We start from the raw sequence: 15,613 nt of genomic DNA on the forward strand, positions 1-15,613 counted from the left end.
CTGAACTCTCGGAAATGGATCGGAACGCCCCGCACCCGGCGCGGCTCCGGCAAGCAATGGGCGACCGGATGATGCGTTGGTTAAACCTCTTAGTCGCAGCCTGGCTGGCGGGCAATATTCCAGCCGCCGCGGACGCCCAGGACCCGCCCCGCGTCCATGACATTCCCACACAGATCTGCCGCGACTATTTCTTTGTTCCCATCACCCTGTCCGAACAGCCGGGCCGGCCGGACGACCGGACCCTGTGGTTCGTCTACGACACGGGCGCCTCATCCAGCATCATGGATCCTGACAGCCTGGAACGGGTCACCGGCCAGGTCTTCGATGCCGGCCAGCGGGTCAGCATCCGGGATGCCACGCTGGGCCCGGTCACCTATAACCGGCTCCCGACCCGCTTGCGGGAGCTCGACCATCTATCCATGGCCCTGGGTCGCGAGATCGACGGCATCCTGGCCTATGACTCATTTGGGGACTTCCTGGTCACGCTGGATTACCAGGCCGGCCAGATCCGCCTGGAGTCCGGCGAACTGCCACGTCCGGACGGTATCACCGTCTTCGATACGGACGGGCCCGACAGCCGTCCCTGGCTGGAGATCGGCTTTCCCGGCCGCACCCGCCGCATGCTGATCGACAGCGGCGCGGGCGGCACGGTGCTCGCCGTGAACGGGCTGCACCGGTATGACACGGTGACAGCGCCGCGGCCGACCGGCGCATCGATGCGGATCAACCGGATCGAGCGGCGCCAGGGGGCTCGTCTGAACGGCGTGGCCCGGCTGGGCCCGCACACCCTGTCGGCTCCCGTCCTGCAATCCACGCCGGGTACGGAACTGATCGGCGGTGTGGTGATGCGGCATTTCCGGTGGACCTTTGACGCGGACCGCGAACGCGTCCGGATCGAGCGGGTCACCGAGGGGGACATCAGTTTCGATCCCATGATCGCCCACGGCATGGTGCTTCGGGCAGACGGTGACGGCCTGCGGGTCGAGGGCGTGCTGGAGCAGACGCCCGCCGCCGATGCCGGGGTGCTGGAAGGGGATCTGGTCACCCATTTCAACGGACTGCCCATGCGGGACCGCAATTGCGACCCGGACGGCACGCGGACGGAACTCGTCCTGACGCTCTTGCGGGACGGACAGGTCATGGACCTGGCCCTGGCGCTCTATCCGCTGGTGGACTGAGCCTCCGCCGCGACAGCACCCATCACCCGGATGGCCTCGATGATGCGGTCCGGGTCTGCCGCCAGGGCCCGCTCCCCGATGGCAATCTCAAGCGCCGGCACCGGGTCCTGTTCGAAATGCCAGAACCGGTTGCCCAGCCAGACACGGGTTGCCTCGGCGGCCGCATCGCGGGCAGCCTCGGCGGTCTCCACATCGCAGTCCAGCCGGACATGCATCATGTTCACCTGTGGCGGGTTCGGCGTGATCGTCAGCCCGGCCAGCTCGCCGACGCCGGCCGCGATCTGCCGGGCGCGGGCGACGAAATCGGGCACCAGATCCAGTCTCGCATCCAGAACCCGCAAAGCGTCCGGCACCATCGGCCAGGCCGAAACCAGGCGGCCGCCCATGCGGGCCAGCCAGAGACGGGCTTCGACGACGAAGTCTTCCCCGCCGGCCAGAATCGCCCCGCCGGAGGCCCCCAAATCCTTGTAGAAGGAGGCATAGACCGAAGCGAATCCGTCACAGATCTCCGCAAGGTCGTGACCGGACCAGGCCGAGGGCAGCGCCCACAGGCGCGCACCATCCATGTGCAGGGTGAGGCCGGCATCCCGGGCGCGGGCCTTGATGGCGACCAGCGTGTCCCAGTCCGGCAAGGCGCCGCCATTATGGCGCTGCGGCAGTTCGATGAAGCAGCAGCCCGCCTGTTCGGGCAGGTCGTCCGGACGCATCGGACGGGACCAATCGCCGCAACTCACCGGCTCCAGCCCGTGCAAATGCGTGTGCCCGTCTTCCTCATGCAGGGCGAGATGCGAGGTCGGGTGCAGGCCCAGACGGGTATCACCGGCCTCGGCACAATGGATGCGCGCGGCCACGCCCTGGGCCATGGTCCCGGTCGGGAACCAGACGGCTGCCGGCTTGCCCAGCAGCTCTGCCATGCGCGCTTCCAGCCGCGTCACGCTCTCGCCGGTCAGATAGGCTTCCGGCCCCAGACCCTGCGCGCGCATATAGGCTGCCACGCGCTCCAGCCGGTCGGCCGGATCACCATCCGTGTGGAAAGGAAAACCCAGATCGAGATCACACTGTGCCCGGATCGAGGTGCTCATTCCGCAGCGACGGATTTGAGATCCTCGAGCGTCGCGGCATTCCAGCCGACGCGGACATCGCCGCCGGCTTCGATCACCGGACGCTTGATCAGGGTGGGCGAGGAAATCAGGGCCCCGGCCGGATCCTCTTCCGCCATGGCGCGCTCTTCCGCCGTCAGATTGCGCCAGGTCGTCGAGCGGGTATTCACCAGCGCCTTGGCCCCGACCGCATCCAGCCATTTGGGGACCTGAACGACATTGTCGGCCTCTTCGCGAATATCCACGAAACGATGTTTCAGACCGGCCGTTTCCAGCTCTTTCACCGCCTTGCGGCACGTGTCGCAATTCTTCAGTCCGTAGATCGTCACAGTCATGGTTCGCGTCCGCTCTCCCTCAGCGCGTGGCGGATTGGAAGGGCTTCTCCTCCGCTTTGCAAGAGGCCGTGCAGCATACTCTTATTCAGGTGTTACTCGGCCGCTTCGTCAGCCGCGCGCTCGGCCTGCAGCAGGGCGGCACGGGCCTCCACCATCTCGACGATATGGTCGATCATCTCAGCGTTGGACACATTGTGATCCGGCCGTCCGGAGACATACATCTTGCCGCGTCCGGCACCCCCGCCAGTAAAGCCCAGATCGGTCATCAGCGCCTCACCCGGCCCGTTCACCACACAGCCGATGATGGACAGGGAGATCGGTTCGGAGATGTGGGAGAGCCGGTTCTCCAGCGTCTCGACCGTGCGGATCACGTCAAAGCCCTGACGGGCACAGGACGGGCAGGCAATGATGTTCACACCGCGCGTGCGCAGGCCGAGGGATTTGAGAATGTCGAAACCGACCTTCACCTCTTCCTCCGGCTCGGCGGAGAGGGAGACACGGATCGTGTCGCCGATCCCGGCCCACAGGAGGGAGCCGATCCCGATGGCGGATTTCACCGTGCCGATGCGCTGGCCACCGGCTTCGGTCACGCCGAGATGCAGCGGCGCATCCGTCGCTTCCGAAAGCGCCTGGTAGGCCGCGGCCGTCAGGAAGGGGTCGGAGGCCTTCACCGAAATCTTGTAATCGCGGAAGTCCAGATCCTCGAGGATGCGCGCATGTTCCAGCGCGCTTTCCACCATGGCTTCCGGACAGGGCTCGCCATACTTCTCCAGCAAATGGCGCTCCAGTGAGCCGGCATTGACGCCGATCCGGATGGCGCAGCCATGATCGCGGGCCGCCTGAACGACATCCTTCACCCGGTCCATCGAACCGATATTGCCCGGATTGATCCGCAGGCAGGCGGCGCCCGCTTGGGCCGCTTCGATACCGCGCTTGTAGTGGAAATGGATGTCCGCGATCAGCGGCACGGTCGCGGCCTTCGCGATCTCGCGGAAAGCGGCGGTGGAGTCCTCGTCCGGACAGGAGACCCGGACCAGATCGGCGCCGGCCTCTTCACAACGCCGGATCTGGTCGATCGTCGCGCCGGCATCGGCGGTCGGCGTGTTCGTCATGGTCTGGACCGTGATCGGCGCATCGCCGCCCACCTCCAGGCTCCCGACCTTGATGGTGCGGCTCTTGCGACGTTCGATCATGCGCCAGGGGCGCACGGTGCGGGGGTCAGGACCGGTCTGCGACATGGGGGTCTCACTCCGTCAACGATGCCATCCACCGTTACCGGGCGGATATAGCGTTTTCGGGGCGATCTTGCGACCGGGGTGCGACAGTTTATTGCGGCTTATTGCGGCGAATTGGCCGGGTCTTCGGCGGGAAGATCCGCCGAGGCCAGGACCGGCAGGTTCTCGACCGGCGTGCCCGACGCGCCCAGCAGGCCCAGCGTCTCGCCGTTCCGTTCCAGACGGATCGCCCCGGCATTGGCCGCCGAGACGGTCAGGCCCGGTTCCAGCGCATGGAAAGTCTCACCCGCGCCCAGTTCACGGGCGAACAGGATGCGGCCGGAGGCATCACGCACTTCCAGCCAGGTGGGAATGATGGCGCGCATCACCACGGCCGAAGACAGGGTCGTGGCCTGGTTGAGCGGCAGATTGGTCCAGATGTCCTCAACGCTGGGCGCGCGGGCGGCGAGGTCGAAATCGGCGCGGGCCCATTCCGGTGCCGCATCCGGCGGGGATGGCGGATTGGACAGGAGGCCGCCCGAACCGGTCTGGCCGGAATACCACCAGGCCACGGCGGCAACGATGATCAGGATGAAGGCCACACCGAACACGCCCCGCGGCAGCTGGATCGGGTCCCGGCTCTTGGCCGCGGCGGTCGGCTGGGCGCGACCGGTCTCGGTATCGACCTCGCGCTTGAACTGTTCGACCAGGCCATGCGGTTCGATGGACAGGAAGCTGGCATAGGTGCGCAGATAGCCGATGGCATAGGCCCGGGCCGGCAGGCCGCGGGAGTCCATGGCTTCAAGCGCTTCCAGATAATCGGCACGGATCCGCGTCGCGTCGGCGGCCTGCTTCAGCGACAGGCTCATCTTCGCGCGCGCCTCGCGGAGCCGCTCACCCGCCGTCATGCTGACATAGCCAACGCCGTCATCGGCGTAGACGGCGTCAACGGGGACAAAAGAAGACCCTGACACTTGACCCGACATAACCACCTACCGCTCTCGCTATCGGAGCGACATTCCCCCAAGAACACGAATACAGGAATTAACCCTGACCGTCTCCCTATAAGATCAAATCGCTCGTCCGTTTTCAACTGCCTCGCGGGGCAATCCGGCGTCTTCTCCCGCTTCCAGCAGGAGCGGACGCAAGCTGTCCGCAGGGCTCTCGAGACGGCTCGCAAGCCAGGTGCCAAGTTTCTCCGCATCGAGTCCGGAGATGAGTTTCTTAACCGGCCCTATACTCCCCGACGCCATGGAAAGACTTCGGTAACCCAAGGCGATAAGGACCGCCGCCTCCAGCGGTTTGGCCGCAACCTCACCGCAAACGGAGACCGGTGTATCGTGCGCGACGCAGACATCATTGATCCGTTTCAGGAGGTCGAGTGCCGACGGAGACAGGACATCGTACCGATCCGAGACACGTGTGTTCTGGCGATCGGCGGCGAAGAAATACTGCATCAGGTCATTGGCGCCGACGGAGACGAAATCGACCGTATCGATGACATGTTCCAGCGCCCAAGCCATGCCCGGCGTCTCCAGCATCATGCCGACCTTCAGCTCTGACGGGATCGGATGACCGGCATGTTTGGCGTGGCGGATTTCCCGGTCCAGCATCTCGCGGGCCGCCCGCATTTCCCAGGGCGCGGCGATCATCGGGAACATGAGCTGCAGCGGCCGCCCCTCGGCCGCCTGGATCAGGGCCCGCATCTGGTAGCGCAGCAGGCCGGGACGATCGAGACCCATGCGGATGGCACGCCAGCCAAGGGCCGGATTGGGCTCTTTGGTCGAGGGCGCAAAGGGCGCCACCTTGTCGCCGCCCAGATCGAGCGTGCGGAACACGACCGGCTTGTCGCCCGCAGCGTCGAGCACGGACTTGTAGACCGCCGCCTGCGCCGACAGGCGCGGCAGGGTTTCCGACACCATGAACTGGAATTCGGTCCGGAACAGGCCGACCCCGTCCGCCCCGATCTCGTCCAGCCCCATCAATTCGATCAGCAGGCCCGCATTCATGTGCACGCCAACCCGGACCCCATCCTTCGTGACAGCGGGTCCACGCAGCTCGGCATAGGAGAGACGGCGTTCCGACAGGAGGCGGATGCGTTCCTCGTAAGTCTCGACCACATCCGGTTGCGGCCGGATGTGCAGGATGCCGAACTCGCCATCGAGGATGACCGGGTCGCCATTCTCCGCCCGGTCCAGCGCGCCTTCCAGACGGCCGACCAGCGGAATGCGCAGCGCCTTGGCCACAATGGCGGCATGGGAAGAGGCCGAGCCTTCCTCCAGCGCGATCCCCTTGAGCTTCTCACGGTCGAATTCGAGCAGTTCCGCCGGACCGATATTGCGCGCGATGATGATGGCATTGTCCGGCAGGTCGGACATGTGCACGCCATCGCCTTCCAGGTGACGCAGGAGGCGGTTGGCCAGGTCTTCCAGGTCGTGCAGGCGCTCGCGGAAGGTCGGGTCACTGGCCTTCATCAGTCGGGCGCGGTTCTCGTTCCGGACGCGTTCGACAGCCGCTTCGGCGGTCAGGCCCCGGCGGACGGCTTCACGGAGGCGTTCCATCCAGCCGCGGTCATGGGCGAACATGCGATAGGCTTGCAGCACATCCCGGGTCGGCCCACCGAAGGGGATGCGGCCACTGTCCAGCATCTCGTCGATCGAGGCACGCAGGGAATTGATCGCCGTGTCGAGGCGCTCCTCTTCCGCGCCGGAATCTTCCGCGATCAGCCGGGTGGATTCGACATGCGGTTCGAAAAGGACGGCCACGCCCTGGACCACACCACCGGAATAGGCCCCGCCCTGGAAGCGTTCCGGACGCGACTGGCGCACGTCCAGGCCCGCCATTTCCTCGGCTTCGACAATGTCACCGGAGGCGACAATCTCGGCCAGGACCATGGCCACCGTCTGCAGGGTCTCGATCTCGTCGACCCCGACCTGGCGTTCCTGTGAGGTCTGGGCGGTGAGCACCCCGACCATGCGGCCACCGCGCAGGATGGGCACACCGACGAAGGTGTTGAAGGGTTCTTCCCCGGTCTCCGGCTTGTAGGAGAAGGCCGGGTGGGCCCGTGCATTGGATGTGGAGAGCGGCCGGGCGCGGCGGGCGACCAGACCGACCAGGCCTTCACCGGGCTGCAGCCGCACCGAGTGGACCGATTCCGGCTTCAGGCCGAAGGTCGCGCAGAGCTCCAGCGCATTGGACTGACGGGCCAGATAGATGGAACAGACATCCCAGCCGGCCTCCTGGGCGATCATCGCGGTCAGGTGATCCAGGCGGGCCTGGGCGTTTTCCTGGACCGCCATGAGCTCGCGCATGCGCTTGAGCAAGCGGCGCGGATCGCGCGCTGAGGGAGTCTTCACGTCATCCATGCCTATACCTGATCCAATCCATAGGCCGCGTGCAAGGCTCGCACAGCACGTTCCACCGCATCATTCTCGATCAGTGCTGAAATCTTGATCTCCGATGTCGCAAGAACGCGCACGGGGATGGAGTGTTCCCCCAGAACCGCGAACAGGGAACGCGCAATATCAGCCCGCTGGCGCAATCCTGAACCCACGACAGAAACCTTTGCCAGACCGGTTTCACTGGTCATGTCGACCCCCGGCAACGCGGTTTCGAGCGCCGACAGGGCGCGTTCCAGATCCCGGTGGGCAACAGAGAATTCCAGTGTCACGGTGCCGGCAACCCGGGCCTGGGCCTGTACGATCATGTCGACCCCGATCCCGGCCTCGGCCAGGGCGGCGAAGGCGCGGGCCGGCAGATCGGACCGGCTGGACGTGCCGACCAGGGCCAGACGGGCCTGGTCGCGGGCATAGGCAACGCCGGACACGATGCGGCGCTCGGCGACATCCCGGGTGGCGACCACATCCGTGCCGCGGCTCTGCCCCGCCTCCAGGAAGGAGGACAGGACGCGCATGGGCACGCCGCGTGCCTTGGCGAATTCGACGGACCGGGTCTGCAGCACCTTGGCGCCCTGGGCTGCCAGTTCGAGCATTTCATCATGGCTGATCGCATCGAGCCGCCCGGCCCCGGGCTCGATACGCGGATCGGTCGTGTAGACCCCGTCGACATCGGTATAGATATCACAACGTGCGCCCAGCGCCGCCGCCAGGGCGGCCGCTGACAGATCCGTACCGCCACGCCCCAGCGTGCGCACATCCCCGTCCTGGGTAATGCCCTGGAAGCCGGCAAGAACCGGGATCACGCCCGCCTCCATCACGGTTTCAAGGGCGGCCACATCCATGCCGGCGATGCGGGAGGCCCCCGCCGGGCCGTCCGTGATGACCGGCAATTGCCAGCCCAGGAAGGAGCGGGACTGCAGGCCGGATTCGCGCAGGGCCAGTGCCATCAGGGCCGAGGAGACCTGCTCGCCGGCGGCCAGGGCGACATCGGTCTCGGCATCGCCCAGACCGGCGCCCAATTCCTGGGTCAGGCCGAGAATGCGATCGGTCTCGCCGGCCATGGCCGAGACCACGACCGCCATGACCTCGCCGCGCCGGACCGCGTCGGCCACCAGGCTCGCGGAATGGCGGATCCGCTCGATCGATCCGACCGAGGTGCCACCGAATTTGGCCACAACCCGTGTGCTCAAACCTGTCCCCCGCAGTTTTACTCTGGCCCGGTCCGGCCTAGATCATGTGCGCACAGTGTCGCACCGGGCTCGATTAGCGCGGCAGCCGGAGCCATATTATGGCCGGGCCGCCGGCGGTTAGGTAAGCGGACACGGACCGGCGCGCAACGCTTGAACGCAATCACAGGCGCACTCGCCTGCAGGGAGAATTCGCATGGCAACGGCATCTGCCCCGGAAACCTTGACCCGGCCGTCCATTGATCCGCTGGAAGTGGAGAAGTTCTCGCGCACTGCGGCGGAGTGGTGGGATCCGGAGTCCAAATTCAAGCCGCTGCACAAGTTCAACCCGGTGCGCCTGGGCTATATCCGCGAGGTGATCTGCGAGCATTTCAACCGCTCCGGCGACACGCCGCTGGAGGGTCTGCGCATCCTGGACATCGGCTGTGGCGGCGGACTGGTCTGCGAACCCATGGCACGCCTCGGTGCCAGCGTGACCGGGGTCGACGCTGCCGAAGCCAATGTGAAGACGGCCAGCGTCCATGCCGAAGAACAGGGTCTGGACATCGACTACCGTCACGGCGTGGCGGAGCAATTGCTCGAGAATGACGAACCGAAATTCGACGTCGTGCTCAATCTGGAAGTGATGGAGCATGTCGCCAACCCCCACACCTTCCTGGTCGATTGTGCCCAGCTGGTGAAACCGGGCGGGCTGATGATCTGCGCCACGATCAACCGGACATCCAAGGCCTTCGCCCTGGCCATTGTCGGGGCCGAATGGGTGATGGGCTGGCTGCCGCGCGGCACGCACCGTTTCGGCAAGCTGGTCAAGCCGGGTGAAATCCGCGCCGCCCTGCGCGAAGGCGGGATGAGCCTGCGGTCTCCGGTGGGCGTCGGATACAATCCGCTGACGGACCAATTCTCGCTGAATGAGGATGTCTCAGTGAACTATATGGTAGTCGCAGACAAAGCCTAGAACCGGCAAGCAACCGGATGCGGGCCCGGCATTAAAATATACGGACAAACGCCTGTAGAAACCCGCGTATTTTAAGAATTCATATACCAGGATGCGACCAATTGGCCTTGACTTGAAGCCAGGAGATCAAGGCCATGAGCGGAGCCGTTGCGCGCAAGGAAACCAGCCCGGCCACAAAGGGTATCTCGACGGAACTGCTGGAGCGTATCCAGGGCTTCCTGAACCCAAAGGATATCCCGGCTGCCGATTGCCTGGATGCCTGGAAGGCCATCGAACCGGCGCTGGACCCCATTCTCGACGACTTCTACGCTTCGCTCCTCAAGGATCCGGAACTGTCGGAGATTTTCTCCGGCTATGAGGGTCAGACCAAGGCGATCGCGGCCAAGCAGGTCAAGCACTGGCAGGGCCTGCTGACCCAGAAGCCCGGCATTGAATTCCAGGGGCGTTCGGTGCGGATCGCCGAAGCCCATGTCCGGATCGGCCTGCCCTCGCACTGGTATATCGCCGCCTATGGCCGGGTTCTCACCAGCGCCGTACCGGCCATTTTCGCCAAATACCGCCTCAACCCCAAAAAGGCCGAACGGGTCCTGTCCGCGCTGATCTCGCGGGCCTTCCTGGATATCTGCTCGGCCCAGGAAGGGTATGAGAACGGCATCCGCCTGCGGGTCGAGGAAGACAATCGCCGCGACACCAATCTGGCCAGCCTGCGCAGCGTCGCGGAGACGATTGCCTCCATCAATGACCTGTCCCTGAACATGGCCATGCTGCAATCGGCCACGGATGACGCCACCGACAACAGCCAGTCGATCTCGGCTGCTGCCGAACAATTGCTGACCTCGGTGCAGCAGATCGCCGAGAACTCCGACGGAGCCGCCGAACGGGCCCGAAGCACGAATACCACCGTGCATGAAAGCATTGACGCCATGGACAGTGTCGCGACCTCCATCGCCGACATTGCCCGGACGGCTGATGAAAGCGCCCAGAGTCTGAAGGAGCTCAACGAAGCGTCCGAACAGATCAGCGATTTCCTCTCGGTGATCCAGACGATCTCCGACCAGACCAATCTGTTGGCCCTCAACGCCACCATCGAGGCCGCCCGCGCCGGCGAGGCCGGGAAAGGCTTTGCCGTGGTCGCATCGGAAGTGAAATCGCTGGCGACCCAGGCCGCCAAGGCCACCGAGGACATCTCCACCCGGATTTCCGCGCTCAAGAACGGCATGGCCGTGATCGAGAATTCGCTCGCCGGTTCCCGCACGGCCGTGGAGAACGGACAAAGCACGATCGAGGGCGCCAGCTCCCTGATCCGCTCGGTCGGCGACCAGGTGTCGGACGTGACCGGCCGGATGGAAGAAATCTCCTCGATCCTGAACCAGCAGGAAGCCACGACGGCCGAGATCTCGACCAATATCACAGGCGTGGCCGACCGGGCCGGCGAGAACCGGACCCGTCTGGGTGAAATGGCGGCCTCGCTGCACAATTCCAACAATGGTTTCCTGGAAAGCGCCCAGTCCTGGTTTGTTGCGGACTCGCACCGCTCCTTGGTTCAGATGGCCAAGATCGACCACGTCGTCTTCAAGAAGAAGATCGTCGACACGGTGTCCGGCTATGCCCAGTGCCGGTCCGACGAGATCACCGATCACCATGATTGTCGCCTGGGCCAATGGTATGACAGCCTGAACGTGCCGGAAATCCGCAATCATCGCGCCTATCGGGAACTCGTGGAGCCGCACAAGCGCGTTCACGCCTCTGGTCGCGCCGCACTGGAAGCGCTGGAAGCCGGCGACCGCCGCACGGCCTTCGCCCAGCTGGCGGAACTGGAAGACGCCTCCAAACAAGTCCTCACCCTGCTCGACCAGATGGCCGAGGCCCTGGATGCGGAACTCAAGCATGCCGACAATCGCAGCCTGACACGCCGAAACATCGACAAGGTCAGCGCAACCGGCCGCAATGACCGCCAGCACTCGGCCATCCAGATCGAGAACATCTCCGAAGGCGGGCTGGGCATTGCCGCAGCCGACGCGGGCGAGGTCGGGGAAACCATCCAGGTCGAGCTCAATGGCGAGGTCGTGTTGGGCGAGATTGTCTGGAAGAAGAATGGCAAGGCCGGCATCCGCCTGCTCAAGGGCAAGCTGACGCTCTAGGCCGGCCTTCACAGGTCCTCACGAACAAGGCGGTCCTTTCGGGGCCGCCTTTTTCATGTCCGCTCAGTTCGCCTTCTTGGGCGGAGTGGGCGCGAAAGCGTCCGGCAGGGGTGTGACTTCGACCCCGTCCTCGAGCAGTTGACGCGTCTCGTCGGCGGAGGTCTCGCCATAGATCAGGCGGGCTTCCTTGCGGCCTTCATGCATGTCGCGGGCTTCGCGGGCGAAATCCTCACCGACATAGTCGAAATTCTGGCGGATATGGGCGCGGACCTTGCCGGCCATCTCGGCCAGCTGTTGCTGCTCCGAGCGCGCTTCCTTCGACCGAGAGGTCGACACGGCGGGCGCAGCCAGCGCCTTGCGGACCCGGGTGGAGCCGCAATGCGGACATTCCACCAAGCCTTTGGCCGCCTGCGCGTCATAACTGTCCGAGCTGGAGAACCAGGCCTCGAAGTCATGATCGGCGTCACACAGAAGGGCGTAGCGGATCATGCCGGCCTCACATCCCCGGTCCGGTCAGCTCGCGGTCATGGGTCAGGGCCGGCACACGCGTGCGGGCCTCATCCACGCGCGACAGGTCGAGCTGTGCCGTCAGGATGCCGGGTTCGTCATGGTCGAGTTCGGCCACCACCTTGCCCCAGGGGTCGACCACCATGGAATGGCCCCAGGTGCGGCGGCCATCGGCATGCAGTCCGCCTTGGGCCGGGGCGAGGACATAGCTGCCGGTCTCGATCGCGCGGGCCCGCAGCAGTACCTCCCAGTGCGCCTTGCCGGTGGTGCGGGTGAAGGCGGCGGGAACCGTTAGCACCTGCGCGCCGGCCTGGGCGAGACGGCGGTAGAGATAGGCGAAGCGGACATCATAGCAGATCGACAGGCCCAGCTTGGCGCCCTCGGCCTCGGCCAGGACCAGGCGCTCACCGGCCTGGTAATTGTCGCTCTCGCGATAGCTCTCGCCCTGTCCCAGTCCGACATCGAACATGTGGGCCTTGTCATACCAGGCCGTCAGCGACCCATCAGGGCCGAACAGGAAGGAGCGGTTCAGCGCCTTGCGGCCCGTCTCCTGTTTCAGCGCCATGGAGCCGATCAGGAGGGAAATGCCCAGCTCTGCCGCCAGGCCGGCAAAGGCCGGGATCACCGGATCCGCCTCGGGCGTGTGCATGAGCGGGACAGCCGCCGCCCAGTCCTTCTGGACAAGATGGGTGACTTCCGGGGTCAGGACCAGGCGCGCGCCCTCGCCCGCCGCCTGCCGGATCAGGTCCGAGGCGTCGGCCAGATTGGTCTCGGGGTCGATCCCCGAGCGCATCTGGATGAGGGCGATATCGAGCTTGGACATCAGGCCGACAGCAGGGCGTCCAGCTTGCCGGCGCGTTCCAGCGCCATCATGTCATCACAGCCGCCGACATGCATGTCACCGATGAAGATTTGCGGGAAGGTGCGGGCGCCGTTCGAGCGCGCGATCATTTCCTGCTTCTTGGTGACGTCGAAACCGGCATCGATCTCGTTGAAAGCGACGCCCTTGGATTTGAGCAGGGAAACGGCGCGGGCGCAGTAGCCGCACATGGGACGGGTATAAAGGGTGACTTCAGCCATGATCTTCAACTCCAAAACTGCGCTCTAGATAGTCGCATCACTCGTCCTGACAACGCGGCACAGTGTCATAAGGTATACCGATTTTGCACCGGCCCGCTTCAACTGGCGTGCACAGGCATTCGCCGTCGCCCCCGTGGTCAGCACATCATCGATCAGGATCAGTTGCCGATCCCTGACGGATTCCGGCCGGGCGACAAAGAAGGCCCCGGCCACATTGCGCCGCCGCGCCCCCGCCGACTGACCGGCCTGGCTGGGCGTCGGCTTGCGGCGCAACAGGCTGTCTGCCTCGACCGGCACGCCCGTCCGCTGTCCCAGCGCCCGGGCCAGCAGGAGGGACTGGTTATAGCGCCGCGACCAGAGCCGCCGCCAGTGCAGCGGCACCGGCACCAGCGCATCGGCTTCAGCCAGCCAGTCCGGGGCACACATCGCCATCCAGGCGGCAAACCGGTCCACCCATTCCGGCCGCCCGCCATGCTTGAAGCCCAGCACCAGGCCCCGGGAATGGTCGTCATAGGCCAGCGGTGCCCGGGCGCCGTCATGCAGCGGCGGGCGGGCCAGGCAGGGCGCGCAGGCATGCAGGGAGTCCGACCCGCTGGCACCGGGATAGGCAAAGGGCAGCCCGCAGACATGACAACAGGGCGCGTCCAGGAAGGTCAGGGCCGACCAGCCCGGCTCTGACAAAAGCCCGTGCCCGCTCACCCGCGTGCCGGTCAGCGGGCAGACCGGCGGCCAGATCAGGTCGGCCAGCCCGCTCCAGATGCCATCCATGCCGCCTCCCCTCTTTTCCTGACGCCGCCGAGGGGGCATATCCCGGCCATGACCGACACACCGCCCCGCCTGTTCGACCGCCAGCTCCTGGCCCGCCGCCGCAACCGGGCCGCGCCGAAATTGGCAGACTACAACTTTTTGGTGCGTCGCGCATTCGAGGATATGTGCGATCGTGTCGACAGCATCACGCGGGATTTCGACCGCGCCGCCATTCTCGGCGGCGGTCCCGGCTTGGTGGACGAGCTGGGCACGCACCCCGCCGCCGCCAAGATCGGCTGGCTGACCCAATCCGATCTGGCCGCCGATGTCGCCGCCTCACTGGAAGCGCCGGCTCTGTGCCTGGACGAGGAAGCCCTGCCCTTCGCCGAGGAAAGCCTGGACTTGGTCCTGGCACCCTGGGGCCTGCACTGGACCAATGACCTGCCCGGCGCACTGGTCCAGATCAACCACGCGCTCAAGCCGGACGGCTTCTTCGCCGCCGCCCTGCTCGGCGGCAACACGCTGACCGAGCTGCGCCAATGCCTGATGACGGCGGAGAGCGAACTGACCGGCGGCGCCGCGGCGCGGGTCTCGCCCTATGCCGGAACCTTCGACATGGCCGCCCTGTTGCAGCGCGCCGGCTTTGCCATGCCCGTGGCCGATGTCGACCGCGTCACCGTGCGCTATGACAATGCCTTCGCCCTGATGAATGATCTGCGCGGCATGGGGGAAACCTCCATCCTCGCCGACCGGCCGCAAAAACCGGCCAGCCGCGCCCTCTTCGTGCGCACCGCCCAGCTCTACGCCGAAAAATTCGCCGACCCCAATGGCCGCATCCGCGCCAGCTTCGACATCATCCACGCCGCCGGCTGGGCCCCACACCCGGACCAGCCCAAGCCCAAGCGCCCGGGGTCTGCCACGCACCGGCTGGCGGATGCTCTGGGCGTGAAAGAGAAGTCGCTGGGCGAGAAGGCAGGGAAGTAGGGGCTCAAGCTGAACCGCCCTCCTTCTCCCTGGGGAGAAGGTGCCGCGAAGCGGCGGATGAGGGGGGATGGCGAGGTCTTCGCGATTACTGGCGAGCACCGGGATTTCCCCTCTCCCGGCGCATGCGCGCCACCCTCTCCCCAGGGAGAGGGAGGATCGCGACGAGCCAAGAATTACGGAAAAACCGCCGCCCCTAAAACGCCGAACCCGCCTCATTGAACATGCCCATGACGGCCGGGCCGATGATGGAGAGGCCGGCGATGGCGGCGATGGAGACGATGACGCCGATCATGGCGTATTCGATGGCCGTGGCGCCGCGCTCGTCGCGGGCGAATGTGTTCAGCAATCCCATCATACCAGTCGATCCCTCAATTCGGCCGCCAGCGGGCGGTCGGCCGCCGGCATGGTGTAGTCGCCGAGGCGCTCCTTGCGGACCCAGGTGATCTCCTGGCCCTCGCGCGGTTGCGGGAAACCGTCCCAGGTGCGGCACAGGAAGAGCGGCATGACGATGTGGAAGTCGTCATAGGGGTGGGAGACGAAGGCAAAGGGGTGCAGGCACCGTTCACACGGTTCCACGCCCAGCTCCTCGCGCAGTTCTCGCACCACAGCCTGCTCCGGTGTTTCACCCGGCTCGATCTTGCCGCCGGGAAACTCCCAAAGCCCCGCCATCGGTTTGCCCTCGGGACGCTTGGCGATGAGGATACGGCCGTCCGTATCGATCAGCGCACAGGCTGCCACATGGATCACCGGTTTGGGGCCACGAGCCGTCATTATGCCTATACTCCCT

16 protein-coding genes are annotated in these 15,613 nt (G+C 65.6%); 4 read left to right on the forward strand and 12 right to left on the reverse strand.

Going from position 1 to position 15,613, the window contains the following annotated elements:
• Window positions 1-68: 68 nt before the first annotated feature.
• Window positions 69-1,178 (forward strand): hypothetical protein, encoded by a 1,110-nt coding sequence (locus tag FCS99_RS10225; RefSeq protein ID WP_138512168.1) that lies wholly within the window; start codon window positions 69-71, stop codon window positions 1,176-1,178.
• Here the strand turns inward: FCS99_RS10225 and FCS99_RS10230 are convergent.
• From FCS99_RS10230 to FCS99_RS10255, 6 genes are all read right to left on the reverse strand, one after another.
• Window positions 1,160-2,260 carry a threonine aldolase family protein gene (locus tag FCS99_RS10230; RefSeq protein ID WP_138512170.1) on the reverse strand — a complete coding sequence of 367 codons (1,101 nt, stop codon included), beginning with the start codon at window positions 2,258-2,260 and terminating at the stop codon, window positions 1,160-1,162. The two genes, FCS99_RS10225 and FCS99_RS10230, sit on opposite strands and share 19 nt — an antisense overlap.
• The gene (locus FCS99_RS10235) at window positions 2,257-2,613 is read right to left on the reverse strand and encodes an arsenate reductase family protein (protein ID WP_138512172.1); all 357 of its coding nucleotides are present in this window, start codon (window positions 2,611-2,613) and stop codon (window positions 2,257-2,259) included. The genes FCS99_RS10230 and FCS99_RS10235 overlap by 4 nt, the downstream gene beginning before the upstream one ends.
• A 92-nt stretch (window positions 2,614-2,705) precedes the next feature.
• On the reverse strand, window positions 2,706-3,851 hold the full coding sequence (ispG, locus tag FCS99_RS10240; protein ID WP_138512174.1) for a flavodoxin-dependent (E)-4-hydroxy-3-methylbut-2-enyl-diphosphate synthase: 1,146 nt from the start codon (window positions 3,849-3,851) through the stop codon (window positions 2,706-2,708).
• 98 nt (window positions 3,852-3,949) lie between these two features.
• Window positions 3,950-4,801 (reverse strand): helix-turn-helix domain-containing protein, encoded by an 852-nt coding sequence (locus FCS99_RS10245; protein WP_171036327.1) that lies wholly within the window; start codon window positions 4,799-4,801, stop codon window positions 3,950-3,952.
• A gap of 96 nt (window positions 4,802-4,897) precedes the next feature.
• Window positions 4,898-7,192: a phosphoenolpyruvate--protein phosphotransferase gene (ptsP, locus tag FCS99_RS10250; RefSeq protein WP_138512178.1), complete on the reverse strand. Its 2,295-nt coding sequence runs from the start codon at window positions 7,190-7,192 to the stop codon at window positions 4,898-4,900.
• Window positions 7,193-7,194: 2 nt separating this feature from the next.
• On the reverse strand, window positions 7,195-8,415 hold the full coding sequence (locus FCS99_RS10255) for an aspartate kinase (protein ID WP_138512180.1): 1,221 nt from the start codon (window positions 8,413-8,415) through the stop codon (window positions 7,195-7,197).
• A 193-nt stretch (window positions 8,416-8,608) separates the two neighbouring features.
• Here FCS99_RS10255 and ubiG point away from each other — a divergent pair, with 193 nt between their 5' ends.
• Both ubiG and FCS99_RS10265 read left to right on the forward strand, forming a co-directional pair.
• The gene (gene ubiG / locus FCS99_RS10260; RefSeq protein ID WP_138512183.1) at window positions 8,609-9,367 is read left to right on the forward strand and encodes a bifunctional 2-polyprenyl-6-hydroxyphenol methylase/3-demethylubiquinol 3-O-methyltransferase UbiG; all 759 of its coding nucleotides are present in this window, start codon (window positions 8,609-8,611) and stop codon (window positions 9,365-9,367) included.
• A 134-nt stretch (window positions 9,368-9,501) separates the two neighbouring features.
• A complete protein-coding gene (locus tag FCS99_RS10265; RefSeq protein ID WP_138512185.1) occupies window positions 9,502-11,508 on the forward strand; it encodes a methyl-accepting chemotaxis protein in 2,007 nt (668 codons plus the stop codon).
• A 63-nt stretch (window positions 11,509-11,571) separates the two neighbouring features.
• Here the strand turns inward: FCS99_RS10265 and FCS99_RS10270 are convergent, their stop codons facing one another.
• Genes FCS99_RS10270 through FCS99_RS10285 form a run of 4 tightly spaced genes read right to left on the reverse strand, consistent with a single transcriptional unit; the run spans window position 11,572 to window position 13,863 of the window.
• Window positions 11,572-11,997, reverse strand: a complete 426-nt coding sequence (locus FCS99_RS10270) for a DUF1178 family protein (RefSeq protein WP_138512187.1) — start codon at window positions 11,995-11,997, stop codon at window positions 11,572-11,574.
• 7 nt (window positions 11,998-12,004) lie between these two features.
• Complete coding sequence (locus FCS99_RS10275) at window positions 12,005-12,838, reverse strand: carbon-nitrogen hydrolase family protein (protein ID WP_138512189.1); 834 nt, start codon at window positions 12,836-12,838, stop codon at window positions 12,005-12,007.
• On the reverse strand, window positions 12,838-13,095 hold the full coding sequence (gene grxC / locus FCS99_RS10280) for a glutaredoxin 3 (RefSeq protein ID WP_138512191.1): 258 nt from the start codon (window positions 13,093-13,095) through the stop codon (window positions 12,838-12,840). Before grxC ends, FCS99_RS10275 begins: the two co-directional genes overlap by 1 nt.
• Window positions 13,096-13,119: 24 nt before the next feature.
• Window positions 13,120-13,863, reverse strand: coding sequence for a ComF family protein (locus FCS99_RS10285; RefSeq protein ID WP_233352751.1), 744 nt, complete (start codon window positions 13,861-13,863; stop codon window positions 13,120-13,122).
• 48 nt (window positions 13,864-13,911) lie between these two features.
• On the opposite strand from FCS99_RS10285, the gene FCS99_RS10290 reads away from it, so the two are divergent.
• The gene (locus FCS99_RS10290; RefSeq protein ID WP_138512193.1) at window positions 13,912-14,826 is read left to right on the forward strand and encodes a methyltransferase domain-containing protein; all 915 of its coding nucleotides are present in this window, start codon (window positions 13,912-13,914) and stop codon (window positions 14,824-14,826) included.
• A gap of 193 nt (window positions 14,827-15,019) precedes the next feature.
• Here the strand turns inward: FCS99_RS10290 and FCS99_RS10295 are convergent, their stop codons facing one another.
• Window positions 15,020-15,181, reverse strand: coding sequence for a Flp family type IVb pilin (locus FCS99_RS10295; protein WP_138512195.1), 162 nt, complete (start codon window positions 15,179-15,181; stop codon window positions 15,020-15,022).
• Window positions 15,178-15,597, reverse strand: a complete 420-nt coding sequence (gene mutT, locus FCS99_RS10300; RefSeq protein ID WP_138512197.1) for an 8-oxo-dGTP diphosphatase MutT — start codon at window positions 15,595-15,597, stop codon at window positions 15,178-15,180. Before mutT ends, FCS99_RS10295 begins: the two co-directional genes overlap by 4 nt.
• Window positions 15,598-15,613 lie beyond the last annotated feature (16 nt).

This window comes from Maricaulis alexandrii (assembly GCF_005871165.1).
In the GTDB taxonomy this organism is placed as follows: domain Bacteria; phylum Pseudomonadota; class Alphaproteobacteria; order Caulobacterales; family Maricaulaceae; genus Maricaulis; species Maricaulis alexandrii.